General features: G+C 65.6%; 11 protein-coding genes and 1 riboswitch. Of the genes, 3 read left to right on the top strand and 8 right to left on the bottom strand.

Going from position 1 to position 14,170, the window contains the following annotated elements; genetic code table 11:
* Positions 1 to 2: 2 nt before the first annotated feature.
* From JQK15_RS14975 to JQK15_RS14950, 6 genes are all read right to left on the bottom strand, one after another.
* Positions 3 to 1,991: a TonB-dependent receptor plug domain-containing protein gene (locus tag JQK15_RS14975; protein ID WP_214866247.1), complete on the bottom strand. Its 1,989-nt coding sequence runs from the start codon at positions 1,989 to 1,991 to the stop codon at positions 3 to 5.
* Between the two features lie 190 nt (positions 1,992 to 2,181).
* Positions 2,182 to 2,439, bottom strand: a riboswitch (cobalamin riboswitch).
* A gap of 62 nt (positions 2,440 to 2,501) precedes the next feature.
* A complete protein-coding gene (locus JQK15_RS14970; protein WP_214866246.1) occupies positions 2,502 to 3,362 on the bottom strand; it encodes a copper resistance protein B in 861 nt (286 codons plus the stop codon).
* On the bottom strand, positions 3,359 to 5,098 hold the full coding sequence (locus tag JQK15_RS14965) for a copper resistance system multicopper oxidase (protein ID WP_214866245.1): 1,740 nt from the start codon (positions 5,096 to 5,098) through the stop codon (positions 3,359 to 3,361). The genes JQK15_RS14970 and JQK15_RS14965 overlap by 4 nt, the downstream gene beginning before the upstream one ends.
* Positions 5,099 to 5,104: 6 nt before the next feature.
* Positions 5,105 to 5,680 carry an RNA polymerase sigma factor gene (locus JQK15_RS14960; protein WP_214866244.1) on the bottom strand — a complete coding sequence of 192 codons (576 nt, stop codon included), beginning with the start codon at positions 5,678 to 5,680 and terminating at the stop codon, positions 5,105 to 5,107.
* Positions 5,677 to 6,111: a periplasmic heavy metal sensor gene (locus JQK15_RS14955; RefSeq protein ID WP_214866243.1), complete on the bottom strand. Its 435-nt coding sequence runs from the start codon at positions 6,109 to 6,111 to the stop codon at positions 5,677 to 5,679. Before JQK15_RS14955 ends, JQK15_RS14960 begins: the two co-directional genes overlap by 4 nt.
* 2 nt (positions 6,112 to 6,113) lie before the next feature.
* Positions 6,114 to 6,416, bottom strand: a complete 303-nt coding sequence (locus tag JQK15_RS14950; protein ID WP_214866242.1) for a hypothetical protein — start codon at positions 6,414 to 6,416, stop codon at positions 6,114 to 6,116.
* 102 nt (positions 6,417 to 6,518) lie between these two features.
* On the opposite strand from JQK15_RS14950, the gene JQK15_RS14945 reads away from it, so the two are divergent.
* Positions 6,519 to 6,899 carry a copper resistance protein CopC gene (locus JQK15_RS14945; protein ID WP_214866241.1) on the top strand — a complete coding sequence of 127 codons (381 nt, stop codon included), beginning with the start codon at positions 6,519 to 6,521 and terminating at the stop codon, positions 6,897 to 6,899.
* 610 nt (positions 6,900 to 7,509) lie between these two features.
* On the top strand, positions 7,510 to 9,933 hold the full coding sequence (locus tag JQK15_RS14940; RefSeq protein ID WP_214866240.1) for a glycoside hydrolase family 2 TIM barrel-domain containing protein: 2,424 nt from the start codon (positions 7,510 to 7,512) through the stop codon (positions 9,931 to 9,933).
* Here the strand turns inward: JQK15_RS14940 and JQK15_RS14935 are convergent.
* Positions 9,930 to 10,133 carry a hypothetical protein gene (locus JQK15_RS14935; protein WP_010339662.1) on the bottom strand — a complete coding sequence of 68 codons (204 nt, stop codon included), beginning with the start codon at positions 10,131 to 10,133 and terminating at the stop codon, positions 9,930 to 9,932. The two genes, JQK15_RS14940 and JQK15_RS14935, sit on opposite strands and share 4 nt — an antisense overlap.
* A 92-nt stretch (positions 10,134 to 10,225) precedes the next feature.
* A complete protein-coding gene (locus JQK15_RS14930; protein ID WP_214866239.1) occupies positions 10,226 to 12,739 on the bottom strand; it encodes a TonB-dependent receptor in 2,514 nt (837 codons plus the stop codon).
* Between the two features lie 323 nt (positions 12,740 to 13,062).
* Here JQK15_RS14930 and JQK15_RS14925 point away from each other — a divergent pair, with 323 nt between their 5' ends.
* Entirely contained in the window at positions 13,063 to 13,992 is a 930-nt protein-coding gene (locus JQK15_RS14925) for a LysR family transcriptional regulator (RefSeq protein ID WP_353047204.1), read from the top strand.
* The last annotated feature ends 178 nt before the right edge of the window (positions 13,993 to 14,170 follow it).

Below are 14,170 nucleotides of genomic sequence, written 5' to 3'. Positions count from 1 at the left end.
GGTCAGAAGCTCAGGCCATAGCTGACCCGCAGCGTGCGCGGCACGCCCCGGTAGAAGTAGAGGAAGCGGCTGTTGCTGCCGTCCAATACCCCTGCATCGCTAACCGCCGAGCGATAGCCGGTGGAGGCGTAATCGCGGTCGAACAGATTTTCGACATTGATGCCGAACCGGTTGCGCCGCGCCTGATCCAGCCACAGATGCGCGCCCGCATCGACCACGGCATAATTGCCATAGTTCATCCGGCCAAAACCCGATGCGGTCGACCAGACATCGCCCACCCAATTGGCCGACAGATTGGCGCCGAAGCGGCCCGTTTCCGGCGCATAGACGATCGCGGCGCGACCATATTGCTCCGGATTGCGATCGCGCTGCACCGAACTGCCCTGATTGCGGACACGCGACCAGGTGTAGCTGGCCGACAGGCCCCAGCCACCGGTCAAATTCGCGTTCAGCTCCAGCTCGGCGCCCCTGGCCCGCACCTTGTCGCTGACGTTGATATAGGTGCCTTCCGGAAAGGCCGGATCGTCATAGGTGGTGTCGATCAGGTCGGTGATGCGCCGGTTGAACCAGGTCGCCTTCCACCGGATCGCGCCGCCGGCCAGCGCACCGCCCAGCGCGGCGTTGAGGTTCAGGCTTTCCTCGGGCTTCAGGTTCGGGTTGCCGACCTCGCAACAGGGATCATTGCCATAAAGCTGCGAGGCGTCGGGCAGCACGAAGGAGGTGCCGCCATTGGCCTCCACGAACAGCGCGTCGCTGACATCATAGCGGCCCGAGACGTTCCAGATCGTTTTTTCCGATCCCTTCGCCTTGTTGTAGCGCAGGCCCGCGGCGATCCGTCCCTTGCTCGACAATTCGTCATTGGTGCGCAGCTGGAAGATGCCGGCATGGACCTGTTCATCGGTCGGCGCGATCAGCAGGACGTCGTCGCGGCCGTTGAAGCTCTGGAAATCATAGCCGATCAGCGTGTCGATGCCGCGCAGCATATTGAGCTGCACCACCGCGCTGCCGCCATAATCCTGATACCCCCAGAAGGTGCCGGCAGGGTAGATGACCTGCGGCGGGCCGGCGGGCACGGGGTTGCGGATCTGGACATAGGCGGTCTTCCAGTCGTGGAAATAGCCCTTAAGGAAGAATTGCACGCCATCCTCGCCGGTATAGTCGAGGCGCAGGCTGGCCACCTCCTCATTGCGGTCGTTGCGGCTTTCCTTGGTCCGGGTCGCGCTGATATTGTCGAGATCGGCCTTGGTGTGCTGGTAGAGCGCGTTGAGGCGCAGGTCCGGCGCGATATCATATTGATATTTGATGCCCGCCGACCAGAGATCATAGCCGCGCGCGCGATCGGTCGCGCTGGGCTGCATCACGTCATAGGGACGATAGCCGTCCGACTGGCTACGATTGGCCCAGACCACGAAGCGATGCTGGCCGATCGCGCCGCGAACATAGCCATCCAGACTGGTGCCGGCAAAGCTGTCGAGGCTGGCATTGACCTGGCCGCCCAGATCGTCGCTAAAATCGCGGGTAACGACATTGATGACACCGGCCGCCGCCTGCGTGCCGTAGAACAGGCTTTCGCCGCCTTTCAGCACCTCGATCCGCTCGATCATGCTGGCGGCCATGGTGTCATTGGGCGACGTGCCGCCATAGAGGCGGTTGTTCAGGCGAATGCCGTCCATCGTCCACAGCACATCCTTGGTGCGCGAACCCTGAAGCGCGATGTCGACATAGCTGAACGGCCCGGACTGCGACCGGATGAACAGGCCCGGCACCGCTTCGAGCGCGCGGGCGGTATCGATCGCGGCGGCATCGCGGATCTGCGTGTCGGTGACGATCTCGATCGCATGGCCATAGCGCGACAGCTGCTGCGGCAGCGTCTCTTCCAGGCTGGTGCCGGTGACGACGATGCTGTCACCCTCTCCTTCATCGGCCAGAGCCGGCGATGCAAAGGCGAGCGAAAGGGCCAAGGCGGCCCGCGAAACGATAATGGACTTCATATATTCCCCCATCCGGCGCCGCGTTCGACGGGCGGGGGCAACCTTCACGAGCGGCACGCGCGCGAACGTCCGACACACGCGCCGGCCGGGCGCCCATGGGCAACCGACGCGCGTCGTCGCAGCGGCCCCAGCCGCTCGTTCGTCGCTCAGACGGAAGTTACCGTGCCGCGGCCATCCCCTGGACCAAGGCAAGAGCGACCAGACGCCGGCAGGTCTCCTGGCTCACGGGTCATCGCTTGATGCACGGCCTTCCCAGGCCTCGCAGGATTTAGCGTCCGGCCCAGTGGCTGGCGGATCGGTCATTCTGCCGTCCGCACATATGCATCGCGCTCACCGCTTACAGTTGCAGGGACAGCTGCGGATTTGGACGACACCCTGCATGAGAGGGCCATCCGCACCGCATTCCCTATTAAGCCCCTTTCGGGACACCGGCGCGATCATGATCCCATGCCGTGCGGCGCAGGATCGGCGGGATCGATAATCGAATATCAGGCGGCCTGCAAGCGCCTCTCAGAACCAGGCGCGCAGGCCGATCACCAGGCTGGTGGCCGACGGCTTCTCGCCGACGGCACGGGCATGGTCGGCCGTATCGCCCAGCTTGCGCTCCCAATTCACACCGACATAGGGCGCGAATTCGCGGGCGATCTCGTAGCGCAGCCGCAGCCCAAGCTCGATATCGGACGGGCCGGCGCCGATCCCCAGTTCGGGCACATGCTGCGCCGCCAGATTGAACTCGGCGGCGGGCTGCAGGATCAGTCGCTGGGTGATACGCTGGTCATAGCTCGCCTCCAGCCGCAGATGGGCGTCGCCCCTGGTCGACAGGAAGGCTTCGGCCCCGACCTCGAACCAGTAGGGTGCCAGGCCATCAATGCCGATCACCGCATAGCTGCGGTCCGGCCCTTCGCCGAAATCCTGCCGCACGCCCGCCTGCAGGTTGAACCAGGGGTCGATCGCCCGGCTGTAGAGCGCCTGAACCTCGGCCCGTTCGAGCGATCCGCCGAACCTCCCTTCACCCTCGCTCTTGACCGCGAAGCGGTTGATGTCGCCGCCGATCCAGCCCTCGCCTTCCCAAGCATAGCCATCCGCGCCCTTGCCGGCGCGATATTCCAGCCGATCGAACATCCATTGCGAATAGGTCATGCCGCCCCCTTCCGCGATCATCGCCGCGCGGGCGCGGGCCATGGCAGCGGGGTCATAGAGCGCGTCGGCGGCATGATCGGTCGGCACCGGCGGGGCCGTGCCCTGTGGGATCGCAGCATCGGTGGTGGGCATACTGTGGCCCATCGCGCCATGGTCCATCTGGCTATGGTCCATGGTCTGGGCCTGCACCGGCGCAGCGGCGGCGAGCAGCAGGAGCGCGATCAGCTTCATGCCGCGTCCTCCCCATGGCGGACCGTCACGACCCGCATCATCCCGGCATGCATGTGCATCAGCATATGGCAGTGGAAGGCCCAGTCGCCCAGCGCATCGGCGGTGAGGTCGAAGCTGACCTTGCCGCCGGGCAGCACATTCACCGTATGCTTGCGCGGATTATGCGCCGCCTCGCCGGTCACCAGTTCGAAGAAATGACCATGCAGATGGATGGGATGCGGCATCATCGTGTCGTTGATCAGGGTCACGCGCACCCGTTCCATATGGCGGAAGGCGATCGGCTCGGCCCCTTCGGACAGCTTCACCCCATCGAACGACCACATATATCGTTCCATGTTCGCGGTCAGGTGGATGTCGAGCGATCGGCTCGGCGTGCGCAGGTCCGTGTTCGCTGTCAGCGATCGCAGATCGGCATAGGTCAGCACGCGATGATCGACATCCTCCAGCCCCGTCGGCCGGTCGGCGGTGCGATCGGCCGGCATCGGCGACAGGGTAGCGACGCCCGGCCCCATTTTCACGCCGGGCGCGACCGACTTGTCGCGCATCTTCATGCTGTGGCCGGACATGCTTTCATTGGCCGGCTGGCTGAGGTCGATCACGCCGCCATGGCCCATATCCATGCCGCCCATGTCCATGCCCATGTCCTTCATGCCTAGCAGCGGCCGGACGCGCCGGGCCGGCACCGGCGCGACCATGCCGAGCTGCGGCGCCAGCGTCGCGCGGACCAGGCCCGACCGGTCGATCGCCTCGGCAATCAGGGCATAGGGCTTCGCCTCGCCGGGCTGGACGATCACGTCATAGGTTTCGGCAATGCCGATCTGGAACTCGTCGGTCTCGACCGGCTGCACATCCTGCCCGTCGCATTGGATCACGGTCATCGGCAGGCCGGGCAGGCGGATATTGAAATTGGTCATCGCCGACGCGTTGATGATGCGCAGCCGCACCCGCTCGCCCGGCGCGAACAGGCCGGTCCAGTTCTCGGCCGTGCCCATGCCGTTCACCAGATAGCTGTAGGTGGCGCCGGTGACGTCGGAAATATCGGTCGGGTCCATGCGCATCGCGCCCCAGTCGATCCGGTCCTTGAGACCCTGATCCTTCCCCGCCAGCAACCCGGTCAGCGTCTGGCGCTGCATGTTGTAATAGCCGCCCATCTGCTTCAGCCTTTGCAGCAGCCTGTGCGGGTGGACCGGGCTCCAGTCGGCGAGCAGGATCACATGCTCCCGGTCATAGGCCACCGGATCGGGGCCGGCGGGATCGATGATGATCGGCCCGTAAAGGCCCATCGCCTCCTGCATGCCCGAATGGCTGTGATACCAGTAGGTGCCTGCCTGCCGCACCGGAAAGCGATAAATGAAGGTCTCGCCCGGCATGATGCCGGGGAAGCTGATGCCCGGCACGCCGTCCATTTGGAAGGGCAGGATCAGCCCATGCCAGTGGATCGAGCTATCCTCTTTCAGCCGGTTGGTGACGGCGATGTTGACATTCTGCCCCTCGCGCAGGCGGATGAGCGGTGCCGGTGTGCCACCATTGACGCTGATCGCATGGGCCGATCGGCCGCCGGTCGCAAAATGCCCGTCGCCGATGCTGAGCGCGATCGTCTCGCCCGACAGCGCGCCCTGCGCCGCGCCATGCGTGCCGGTGGCGGCCCAGCCCGGCAAGGCCTGCACCAGTGCAAGCGCGGCGCCCCCCCGGATCAGGCTGCGGCGGGCGAGTGGGAGGGAAGGCAGATCGGTCATGTCCCTCTATACGCGCGCCGCGTCGCTTTCCCTCAACATCTCCTGCAATTGCAGGCGGGCACGGTAGAGGCGGGTTTCCACCGCCTTTTCGGTGACGCCCAATATCTGCGCGACCTCGGCCTGGCTCATGCCCTCGATCCCGCGCAGCAAAACCACCTCGCGCAGCGCCACCGGCAGCGCCGCCACCGCCGCCTCGATCCGGGCGACGCCGGCGCGGGACTGGGCCGCCTGCTCGGGATCGGGCGCGGCGTCGGCGACATGGGCCGCGTCCTCGATCGGCCGGGCGAAGCTGAAGAAGCGGCGGACGGCACGGCGGCGCGCCCAGTCATGGCATTTGTTGATCGTGATCCGCGCGATCCAGCCGCGAAAGGGACGGCGTCCATCATAGCGAGCGAGCGCGGCAAAGGCGGCGACGAAGCTTTCCTGCACGATGTCCATTGCCGCGTCGGCATCGCCGACATGGCCGCGCGCCAGCCGATAGACGGCATCGCGGTGCCGCCGCATCAGCGCGCCATAGGCCGCCTGCCGCCCGGCCAGCGCCTGCGCCGCCAGCGTGGCATCATCGGGATCGTCAGCCGTCACCCGACAGGCTGGGTCAGCGCCTTGACGACGGCGGCGTCGAACAGCGCGGCCTGATCGGGCCGCAGCACGCCGCGCATCGCGAAGATGTGCTTCAATGTTTCCTTCTGCAATTCCCCCATCGCCTGGTGCGACCGGTCGACCGCCTGGGCGACGCGCGGGCCATAGCCATGTTCGGCGGCGATCGCGGCGGCCAGCCGCTGATTGTCGGCGCGCATCTCTGCATCCAACGCCGCCTTGCGCCGGGCGAAGGCGGCTTCCAGATCGGCGATGCGCTGCTTCTGGCCGGCGTCCAGGGTCAGCCGATCATGGAGCAGGGCATGGACCTCATTCTCCATCGGCGGCGCGGGCGCCAGCCAGATACGCGCCACCAGCACGGCGGCCAGCGCCGCGGCAAAGGCGACCAGCGCCACCAGCCAATAGCGTTTGCCCATCCTTATCGCTCCAGCAGGCGCGAGGGCGCATAGTCGGACATGCCGATCAGCAGCGGGCCGGGCGCGGCCTGCGCCGGCTGCGCGGGCAAGGTGCTGCCGATCCAGCCGATGCCGATCGCCATCACGCCGGCCAGCATCAGGCTGCGCCGCGCGACGCTGCGTTCGCGGCGGCGATCCAGCCCCTGCATCACCGCCGCCTCCAGCCCGTCGAAGCGCGCCGCCGCCGGCGCGTCGCGCAGCCCGGCCAGCCTGTCATCCAGATCGTCCATCGTTCCGTCCTTCATGTCCTGCCTGACGATACGCATCCGGCCGGCCCATCCCTCGCACAAAATAGCGTGAGGGGTGAGGGATGCGACAGAACAATGCGTATTCCCCTGCATGACGCGCATTTTTTTTCGGAGACATCCATGCCCCGCCTGCCCCTGATCGCTGCTGCCCTTGTGCTGACCGCCCTGCCCGGCGCCGCCTTCGCCAAGCCGCAGCTCGTTGCGGCCAGTCCCGCCGCCAATGCCAGCGTTGCCAAGCCGACCCGGCTGACCCTGGGCTTTTCCGAGGCGCTGCAGGCCGATCATAGCAGCATCACGCTCACCATGACCGGCATGCCGGGCATGGCCGATCATCCGCCGATGCCGATCAAGGGCTTCACCACTGCCGCGGCCGCCGACGGCAAGGGCCTGGTCATCACCCTGCCCCGCGCCCTGCCGACCGGCAGCTATGATCTTCAATGGACGGTGATGGGCAACGATCATCAGCCGGTCAGCGGCACATATAGTTTCAAGGTGCGCTGAAGGGGGACAATGACCCGGCTGAACGAGCCCCTTCAGGTCCGAAATGGGTGGAAACAAGACATAGCCCCTCCCTTCCAGGGAGGGGTTGGGGTGGGTTGCGAGCGCAGCGAGCTTCTGCCCTATCGACTGTAGACCGCCGCTACGCGGCGCACCCACCCCCGGCCCCTCCCTGGAAGGGAGGGGAGTAGGAAACGTCAGCTTCTGGTCGCTTCCGGTCACCCGCTTTCCTACTCGGCCCTTCTCTGATCTATCCTGTGGGATGGCCCCGCCCCCTCCATGCCTCCCGGCGTTCACGCGCATCACCGGTGCAAATCTGTCGCTTCGCTGTCGCGTGGATGTCGCGTCGGCGACGCGTCGGGATGACCCGCATCATGACCCGACCGACGCGTCGCCGACGCGTGGCAGGCGCGTCATGGGGGCGTTTGCGGCGCATTTCGCCCGAATCCGCGAACGACACTGTGAACTTCGTAGGAGATTTGCCTGTCGCGTCGCCGCCCGCCCCGCAGGACCAGCAAAGCCGCTTGGCATCGGCCCGCCACTCCTGTAGCCATATACCCACATAGGGCGCCACAGCGCCACATAGTGGACATATTCTGGAGAGGGGGCCGATATGGCGACGGGACGGAACGCACAGGTTCGCACTCTGATCGGGCGGAGCGCTGCCGGCCTCGCCTTGGCGCTGCTGATCGTCATCGGCGGCCCGATCGTCGCCTTTGCCCAGCCGACCGGCGCTCAGAATTTCGATGCCGGCTGGCGCTTCCATCAGGGCGATGTCGCGACCGCCGAGCAGCCCGGCTTTGCCGATGCAAGCTGGCAGCCGGTCGACCTGCCGCATGATTGGGCGATCGCCGGGCCGTTTGACGAACATGCGCCCGCGACCGGATCGGGCGGTTTCCTGCCCACCGGCGTCGCCTGGTATCGCAAGCATTTCACCTTGCCGCCTGCCAGCGCCGGCCAGCGCGTCTTCGTCGAGTTCGACGGCGTGATGGAACGGTCGGGCGTGTGGATCAACGGCCAGCATGTCGGCCATCGGCCAAGCGGCTATGCCAGCTTCCGCTACGAGATCACCCAGCATCTCAAAGCCGCCGGGCAGGAGAATGTGCTGGCAGTGCGCGCAGACACCTCCTCTCAACCGGCCTCGCGCTGGTATGCGGGCGGCGGCATCTATCGCCATGTCCGCATCCTCACCCTGGGTGATGTCCATGCCGAAACATGGGGCAGCACCGTGCGGGTGGCAAAACTCGACGCGAAGAGCGCGGACCTGACCATCGGCAGCAGCGTGATGAACCAGGGCAGCGCCCCGATCGAGGCGCGGCTGGAAGCGGTGATCGAGGGGCCGGACGGCCGCAGCATCGCGACCTTCACCGGGCAGAGCATCAGCCTGCCCGCCGGCCGCGCGACCCAGATGGATGTCAGCGGCACGCTGGCCGATCCGCGCCGCTGGGACATTGGCGACCCGGCGATGCATCAGGCGCTGCTGCGCGTGCGCGCCACCGACGGGCGGCTGCTCTATGAGGAACGCGTCCCCTTCGGCATTCGTGATGCCAGATTCGAGGCGGCGAGCGGTTTCTGGCTGAATGGCCGCAACATCAAGCTGAAGGGCGTGGCGATCCATGCCGATGGCGGGCCGTTCGGCATGGCGGTGCCGCTCGCCGTCTATGAACGGCGGCTCAAGGGGCTGATGGCGCTGGGCGTCAATGCGGTGCGCACCGCCCATCACCCCTTCTCGCCCGAATTTCTCGACCTGTGCGACCGGCTTGGCCTGATCGTCATGAACGAGGGCTTCGACATGTGGACGGTGGCGAAGAACCCGCAGGATTATCATCTCTATTTCACCGACTGGTCGTCGATCGACGCGCGCGATTTCGTGCGGCGCGATCGCAACCATCCCAGCATCGTCATCTGGTCGATCGGCAACGAGATTCACGACACGCCCTATCCGCTGGTGGCGCAGTCGATCATCACCCGCCTGCAGGACATCTTCCATGCCGAGGATCCGACCCGGCCGGTGACGATGGCGCTGTTCCGCCCCAACACCACCCATGATTATGAGAATGGCACCGCCGACCTGCTGGACGTGGTGGGCCAGAATTATCGCGAGAATGAACTGGCCAAGGCGCATGCCGACAAGCCCAGCCGCAAGATCATCGGCACGGAGAACAGCAAGAACCGGTCAAGCTGGCTCGTGGTGCGCGACGACCCGGCCTATGCCGGCATGTTCCTGTGGACCGGCGTCGACTATCTGGGCGAGGCGGACCGGGCCGGCTGGCCGGCGATCAGCAACCCGTCGGGGCTGGTCGACCGGGTCGACGGGGTGAAACCGATCGGCTGGGAACGGGCGAGCTGGTGGTCGGAAAAACCGGTCGTGAAGCTGGCCCGGCGCGTGACCGAAGTGATCGACATCAGCGAGATGCCGACCATGGTCGGCATCGCCCTGCCCCAGCCCAAGGGGCCGGGCGCGCTGACCGACTGGTCGCCCGACAATCGCGCCGCGCACAAGGAAAAGGTCGAGGTCTACAGCAACAGCGACGAGGTCGAGCTGTTCCTCAACGGCAAGTCGCTGGGCCGCAAGCCGCGCAACGCGGACGACAGCGCGATCACATGGGACGTCGACTATGCGCCGGGCGAGTTGCGCGCGGTCGGCTATCGCGGCGGCGCAAAGGTGGCGGAAGATATTCTGCGCAGCGCCGGCGCGCCCGCTGCAATTCGGCTGGTGCCGGAGGCCAAGGCAGTCGGCGGCGGCTTCGACGATGTCGTCGCGGTGCGGGCCGAAGTGGTGGACGCGAAGGGCGTGCTGGTGCCCGGCGCCACGCCGCTGCTGAGCGCGACGGTATCGGGGCCGGGCCGCGTCGTCGCCTTCGACAATGGCAGCGTCACCGATCACACCGCCTTTGCCTCGCCACAGCGCGCGGCGGTGGGCGGCAAGGCGGTCGCCTTCCTGCGCGGCACCGGCAAACCGGGCGCAATCACGCTACAGGTCAGCGCACCGGGGCTGAAAACCGGCCGTATCAGCCTGCAGGGCGAGAAGGATTAGGCCGATCGTCGCCCGGTCGCGTCGATGCAGGGGACCGCGCCGCTGGACAGCGACAGGGCGCGAACCTTGTAGCGCAGCGCCAGTTCATTGTGCGCAGCAATCACGCACACCGCGTCGCCGCGCGCACGGGCTTCGTCGGCTTTGCGCGTCTCGTCGCGCGACCGGCGAAACAGATAGGCAGCATCCGTGATCACGTCCATCGAACCGACTCCGCTTGATTGCCAGGCAACCTATCAGCCGTCGGAAGCGCCGTCCTAGACATGGATCAATTTTCGCAGTCGGCGGTGCCCGTTCATCCGCCGAAGCGGAAGCGCAGGCGCGCGCCATACATTTGCGGCTCGCCCAGCGTCGCCGTCTCGAAATTCACGCTGGGTGATCCCAGCCCGGCGATGAAGCTGTAATATTTTTCCCTGGTCACATTGGTCATGAACAGGCTGAGGTCGATGGGCGCGCCGGCGATATTGTTCCAGCTGGCGTTGAGGTTGAGCAGATCGAGCGGGGCCAGTGTGCTGAGCGCGGCGATCGACGGATCGGGATTGGTGCGGTCGGTATAGTTGACCAGCATCGAGGAACGATGGGTGAAGGTCGCGCCGAAGGAGATGCGGCCGATCTTCTCCTCGTCCAGCGGCAGGGTGTAGGTGCCGCTGACCGTGACCTTGTGGCGCGGCGACAGCACTTCGGGATCGCCGGGCTGGAACGGCGCGGCCAGGATATAATTGGGGTCGTTGAAGCTGGAGAAATCGGGCACCGATTTGATCTTGGTGCGCAGATAGCTGTAGCCGCCGGTCAGCACCAGTCCCTGGAACGGGGTGAGCGAGGCATCGGCCTCCAGCCCCCATATCTCCGACTTGCCGGCATTGACCGGCGCGGCGGTGGACGCCTGCCCCGACAGCGGTCGCGCATTGAAGCCGACCTGCAATTGCTGGTTGGAAAAATCATTATAGAAGCCAGCCAGGTTGAAGGTGCCGCGCAGCGCGCCGCCAAAGCTGGTCTTGAGGCCCAGCTCATAGCTGTCCACCTTCTCCGGCTCGACGATGTTGAGCGGCGCGGTGATATTGGGGACGATCGTGCCGGCGCGATAGCCGCGCGCATATTTGGCGTAGAGCAATATGTCCTGGGTCGGGTTGTAATCCAGGTCGACCAGCCAGGTCGGCTTTTCCGACGACTGGTAATAATGCGACACGCAATTGGTCGCCGCCGCCTGCGGATTGGTGCAGCGATAGGGTGCGGCCGGATTGAAGGCGCCATATTGCGGCGGATAGGCGACGATATAGGTGCGCTGGTCGCTGACATTGCGCGAATGATCCCAGGTGTAGCGGAAACCACCGGTCAGTTTCAGCTGATCGGTCAGCGCATAGGTCGCCTGCGCATAAAGGCCGACATTGTGGAAATTGGTGCGCCCCGCCGTGTAATTGACGGTGCCGGCATGGATCGGCTTGGCGAACGCCGGGATGGTCGGATCGAGATTGGACAGGAAGCCCATCGGATCGGTGCATTGCAGCGTGGCGGAATCGGTGCAGGACGCCAGGAAGGGCGACTGGCTGCCGCTCATGCCCAGCGGTTCGCTGACCTCCAGATAGGCGCCCGCCTGCCAGTTGAGCCGGCCATCGCCCGAGCGCCCCTGCAATTGCAGTTCCTCGGTAAAGGTCGACTGGTTGGCGGTATAGCCGCCCGGAATCGACGTCACCGTGGTGAAGGGCAGATGATAGCTGCCCAGCGCGGCGAGGAAGGGATTGATCGCGGCGAAATCGACGACGAAATCGGTGCCGAACAGCGGCGCATTCATGCGCTGCTTCAACTGGGCGTAGCTGACGATATTCTTGACCGTGAGCGTGTCGCTCGCCTGCCAGCTGGTGGTGTTGATCAGCTGCCATTGCTCGGTCCTGGAATAGGGATCCTCCAGTGACTGCATGACGTCATAGAAACCGTTGCCCTGGCGCAGCAACTGGCCATAGGCGAGCTGGCCCAGCCCCTCCGGCGCGGCCGCGACGAGCTTCTGGATCGGGCCGTTATTGCTGGAATCGCTGTAGGACAGGATGGTGTAATTTTCGAGATCGGGAGTCAGATCGACGACCAGGCTGGCGCGCAGCGCGATATAGTCGACATCGCCGAACCAGTCGGGGCCGATGCCGCTGCCGTTGCGCATATAGCCGTCGCGCTTCTGCCGATCGACGCCGATGCGCATTCGCGCCCGGTCGCCGAGCGGCGCGTTGACCACCGCCTGGCCGCGCCACATGTCATAATTGCCGACCGATCCTTCGACATAGCCGGAAAATTCGTCGGTCGGCTTCTGCGGCACCAGCAGGATCGCGCCGCCGGTGGTGTTGCGGCCGAACAGGGTGCCCTGCGGCCCCTTCAATATCTGGACATTCTGCAGGTCGAAAAAGGCGCCCGGCCCGGCGCCATCGCCCGAGGGCAGGCCGTTGGAGGCGCCGCGCGGCGCGACCACATCGGCGAAATAGACGCCGACCGAGGGCGCGGTGCCGATGTCCTGGGCAAAGCCACGGATGGCGAAACTGCTATTTTCGCTGCCGAAATTGCCATTGGCGGACAGCGAGGGGGTATAGGCGGCCAGATCCTGCGCATTGACGACATTGCGGTTGGCCAGTTCTTCCTGGTTGAAGACAGTGATCGAGATCGGCACGTCCTGCAGCCGTTCCTCGGTCCGGCGGGCAGTGACGATGATGTCCTGGGTCACGCTGGCCCTGTCCTGAGCCTTATCCTGCGCCTGGGCCTGGGCCTCGATCGGCAGGGTAGGCAGAGTCGCGCAGGCGCAGAAAAGCAACGTCCGGAAACGGCGTGTCATGGCATCCTCCCATCCAGACCGCGCGGCCCTTATATGCTGGATCGACCGTCACGGCGTCGAGCGCCGCACAGACGGCGCCCATCCCTTTCATCATCGTCGCACCTGTTGCCCCGGACACAATGATTGCAGGCGCACAGGCTTTTGATCGAAGAAGATGTGATACAGATTATTTCATAAATCCGGAGGAAGGGGCCTGTCAATCGGCGCCGATCGCGCCGCGCAACAGTCCGGAAATGCAACGGGACTGGACCCTGACCGCCCCTGAAGTTAAGAATGGTCCGCATTATCCTTAAGGAACGGACCGGTCTCTCTTGCTTGGCGGCGTGCATTTCGATCTCAACAGCCTGGTGACACTGGGCCTGTTGCTGCGCACGAAAAGCGTCACCCGCACGGCGCAGCAACTGGGCGTCAGCCAGCCGTCGGTCAGCCGGTCGCTGGCGCAGTTGCGCAGCCTGCTGGGCGACCCCCTGCTGGTGCGGACCGCCGGCGGCATGGAACTGACCCGGCGGGCGGAGGAACTGGCGCCATCCTTGCAGGACTGGCTGGCGACGACCGCCGGCCTGCTGGAACCGCCCTGTTTCGATCCGGCGACGCTCGATCGCCGATTTCGCGTCGCATCGACCGATTTCGGCGTCGCCGCCGTGGTTGCGCCGACCCTGCCGCATATCGGCCGCGCGGCGCCGCTGGCGGCGATCGACATCGTGCCTTTGACCGGCGACATGGTGGCGCGGCTGACCGCAGGCGAGATCGACCTCATCATCAGCGGGCTCGATCCCGATCCGGCCCAGACCTATGAGCGCTTCCTGTTCACCGAGACGTTCAGTTGCGTCGTCGATCGCCATCACAAGCTGGCGGCGCATCCGACCGACCGGCCCCTGTTGGTCGAGGATTTCCTGTCCTGCCCGCATATCAGCTTCGTCGTCAGCGACAGCGGCTTCGACCGGATCGAACTGCGCCTGGGCGATCTGGCGCCGCGCCGGCGGGTGATCGCCCGCCTGCCCTATTTCCAGGCGGCACCGCACATGATCCGGGGGTCGGACGCGCTGATGACGCTGCCGACCCGCGCGGCCGAGGCAATCGCCCGGACCCATGACCTGGCCTGCCTGCCCGCGCCGGACCTGGTCGGCACCTTCGGCTATCGGCTGCTGTGGAACGAGCGGTCGCATCGCGACCCGGCGATCGCCTGGCTGTGCGACATGTTCGCCGACCATTGCGGCAGCGACGCAGCCCTGCCCCATAGCAAGGCCGCATAAGCCTTATCCGATATCGATATTTGGCGCCGCCCCGCGCTTCTGGCAACGGCCATTTGCAATTGACAATCGATCGCAAATGAACCCGCCATGATATTCGTTCCACCGATCGGGCCCGGCCCGCACCACTGATTTCCGGCACCCGTCCGGCCGGGTGGCTGGCGGGTGCCCGTCTATCCAG

The organism is Sphingobium sp. BHU LFT2 (genome assembly GCF_018604485.1).
GTDB lineage: Bacteria > Pseudomonadota > Alphaproteobacteria > Sphingomonadales > Sphingomonadaceae > Sphingobium > Sphingobium yanoikuyae_A.
The sequence above is the reverse complement of the archived record's forward strand: the minus strand, read 5'-3'. Positions and strand labels throughout refer to the sequence as shown.

Bases quoted from the DNA above. Each gene is read 5' to 3' on its own strand.
- JQK15_RS14975 (WP_214866247.1), bottom strand. From the start codon at position 1,991: ATGAAGTCCATTATCGTTTCGCGGGCCGCCTTGGCCCTTTCGCTCGCC.
- JQK15_RS14970 (WP_214866246.1), bottom strand. From the start codon at position 3,362: ATGAAGCTGATCGCGCTCCTGCTGCTCGCCGCCGCTGCGCCGGTGCAG.
- JQK15_RS14965 (WP_214866245.1), bottom strand. From the start codon at position 5,098: ATGACCGATCTGCCTTCCCTCCCACTCGCCCGCCGCAGCCTGATCCGG.
- JQK15_RS14955 (WP_214866243.1), bottom strand. From the start codon at position 6,111: ATGGGCAAACGCTATTGGCTGGTGGCGCTGGTCGCCTTTGCCGCGGCG.
- JQK15_RS14950 (WP_214866242.1), bottom strand. From the start codon at position 6,416: ATGCGTATCGTCAGGCAGGACATGAAGGACGGAACGATGGACGATCTG.
- JQK15_RS14945 (WP_214866241.1), top strand. From the start codon at position 6,519: ATGCCCCGCCTGCCCCTGATCGCTGCTGCCCTTGTGCTGACCGCCCTG.
- JQK15_RS14940 (WP_214866240.1), top strand. From the start codon at position 7,510: ATGGCGACGGGACGGAACGCACAGGTTCGCACTCTGATCGGGCGGAGC.
- JQK15_RS14935 (WP_010339662.1), bottom strand. From the start codon at position 10,133: ATGGACGTGATCACGGATGCTGCCTATCTGTTTCGCCGGTCGCGCGAC.
- JQK15_RS14930 (WP_214866239.1), bottom strand. From the start codon at position 12,739: ATGACACGCCGTTTCCGGACGTTGCTTTTCTGCGCCTGCGCGACTCTG.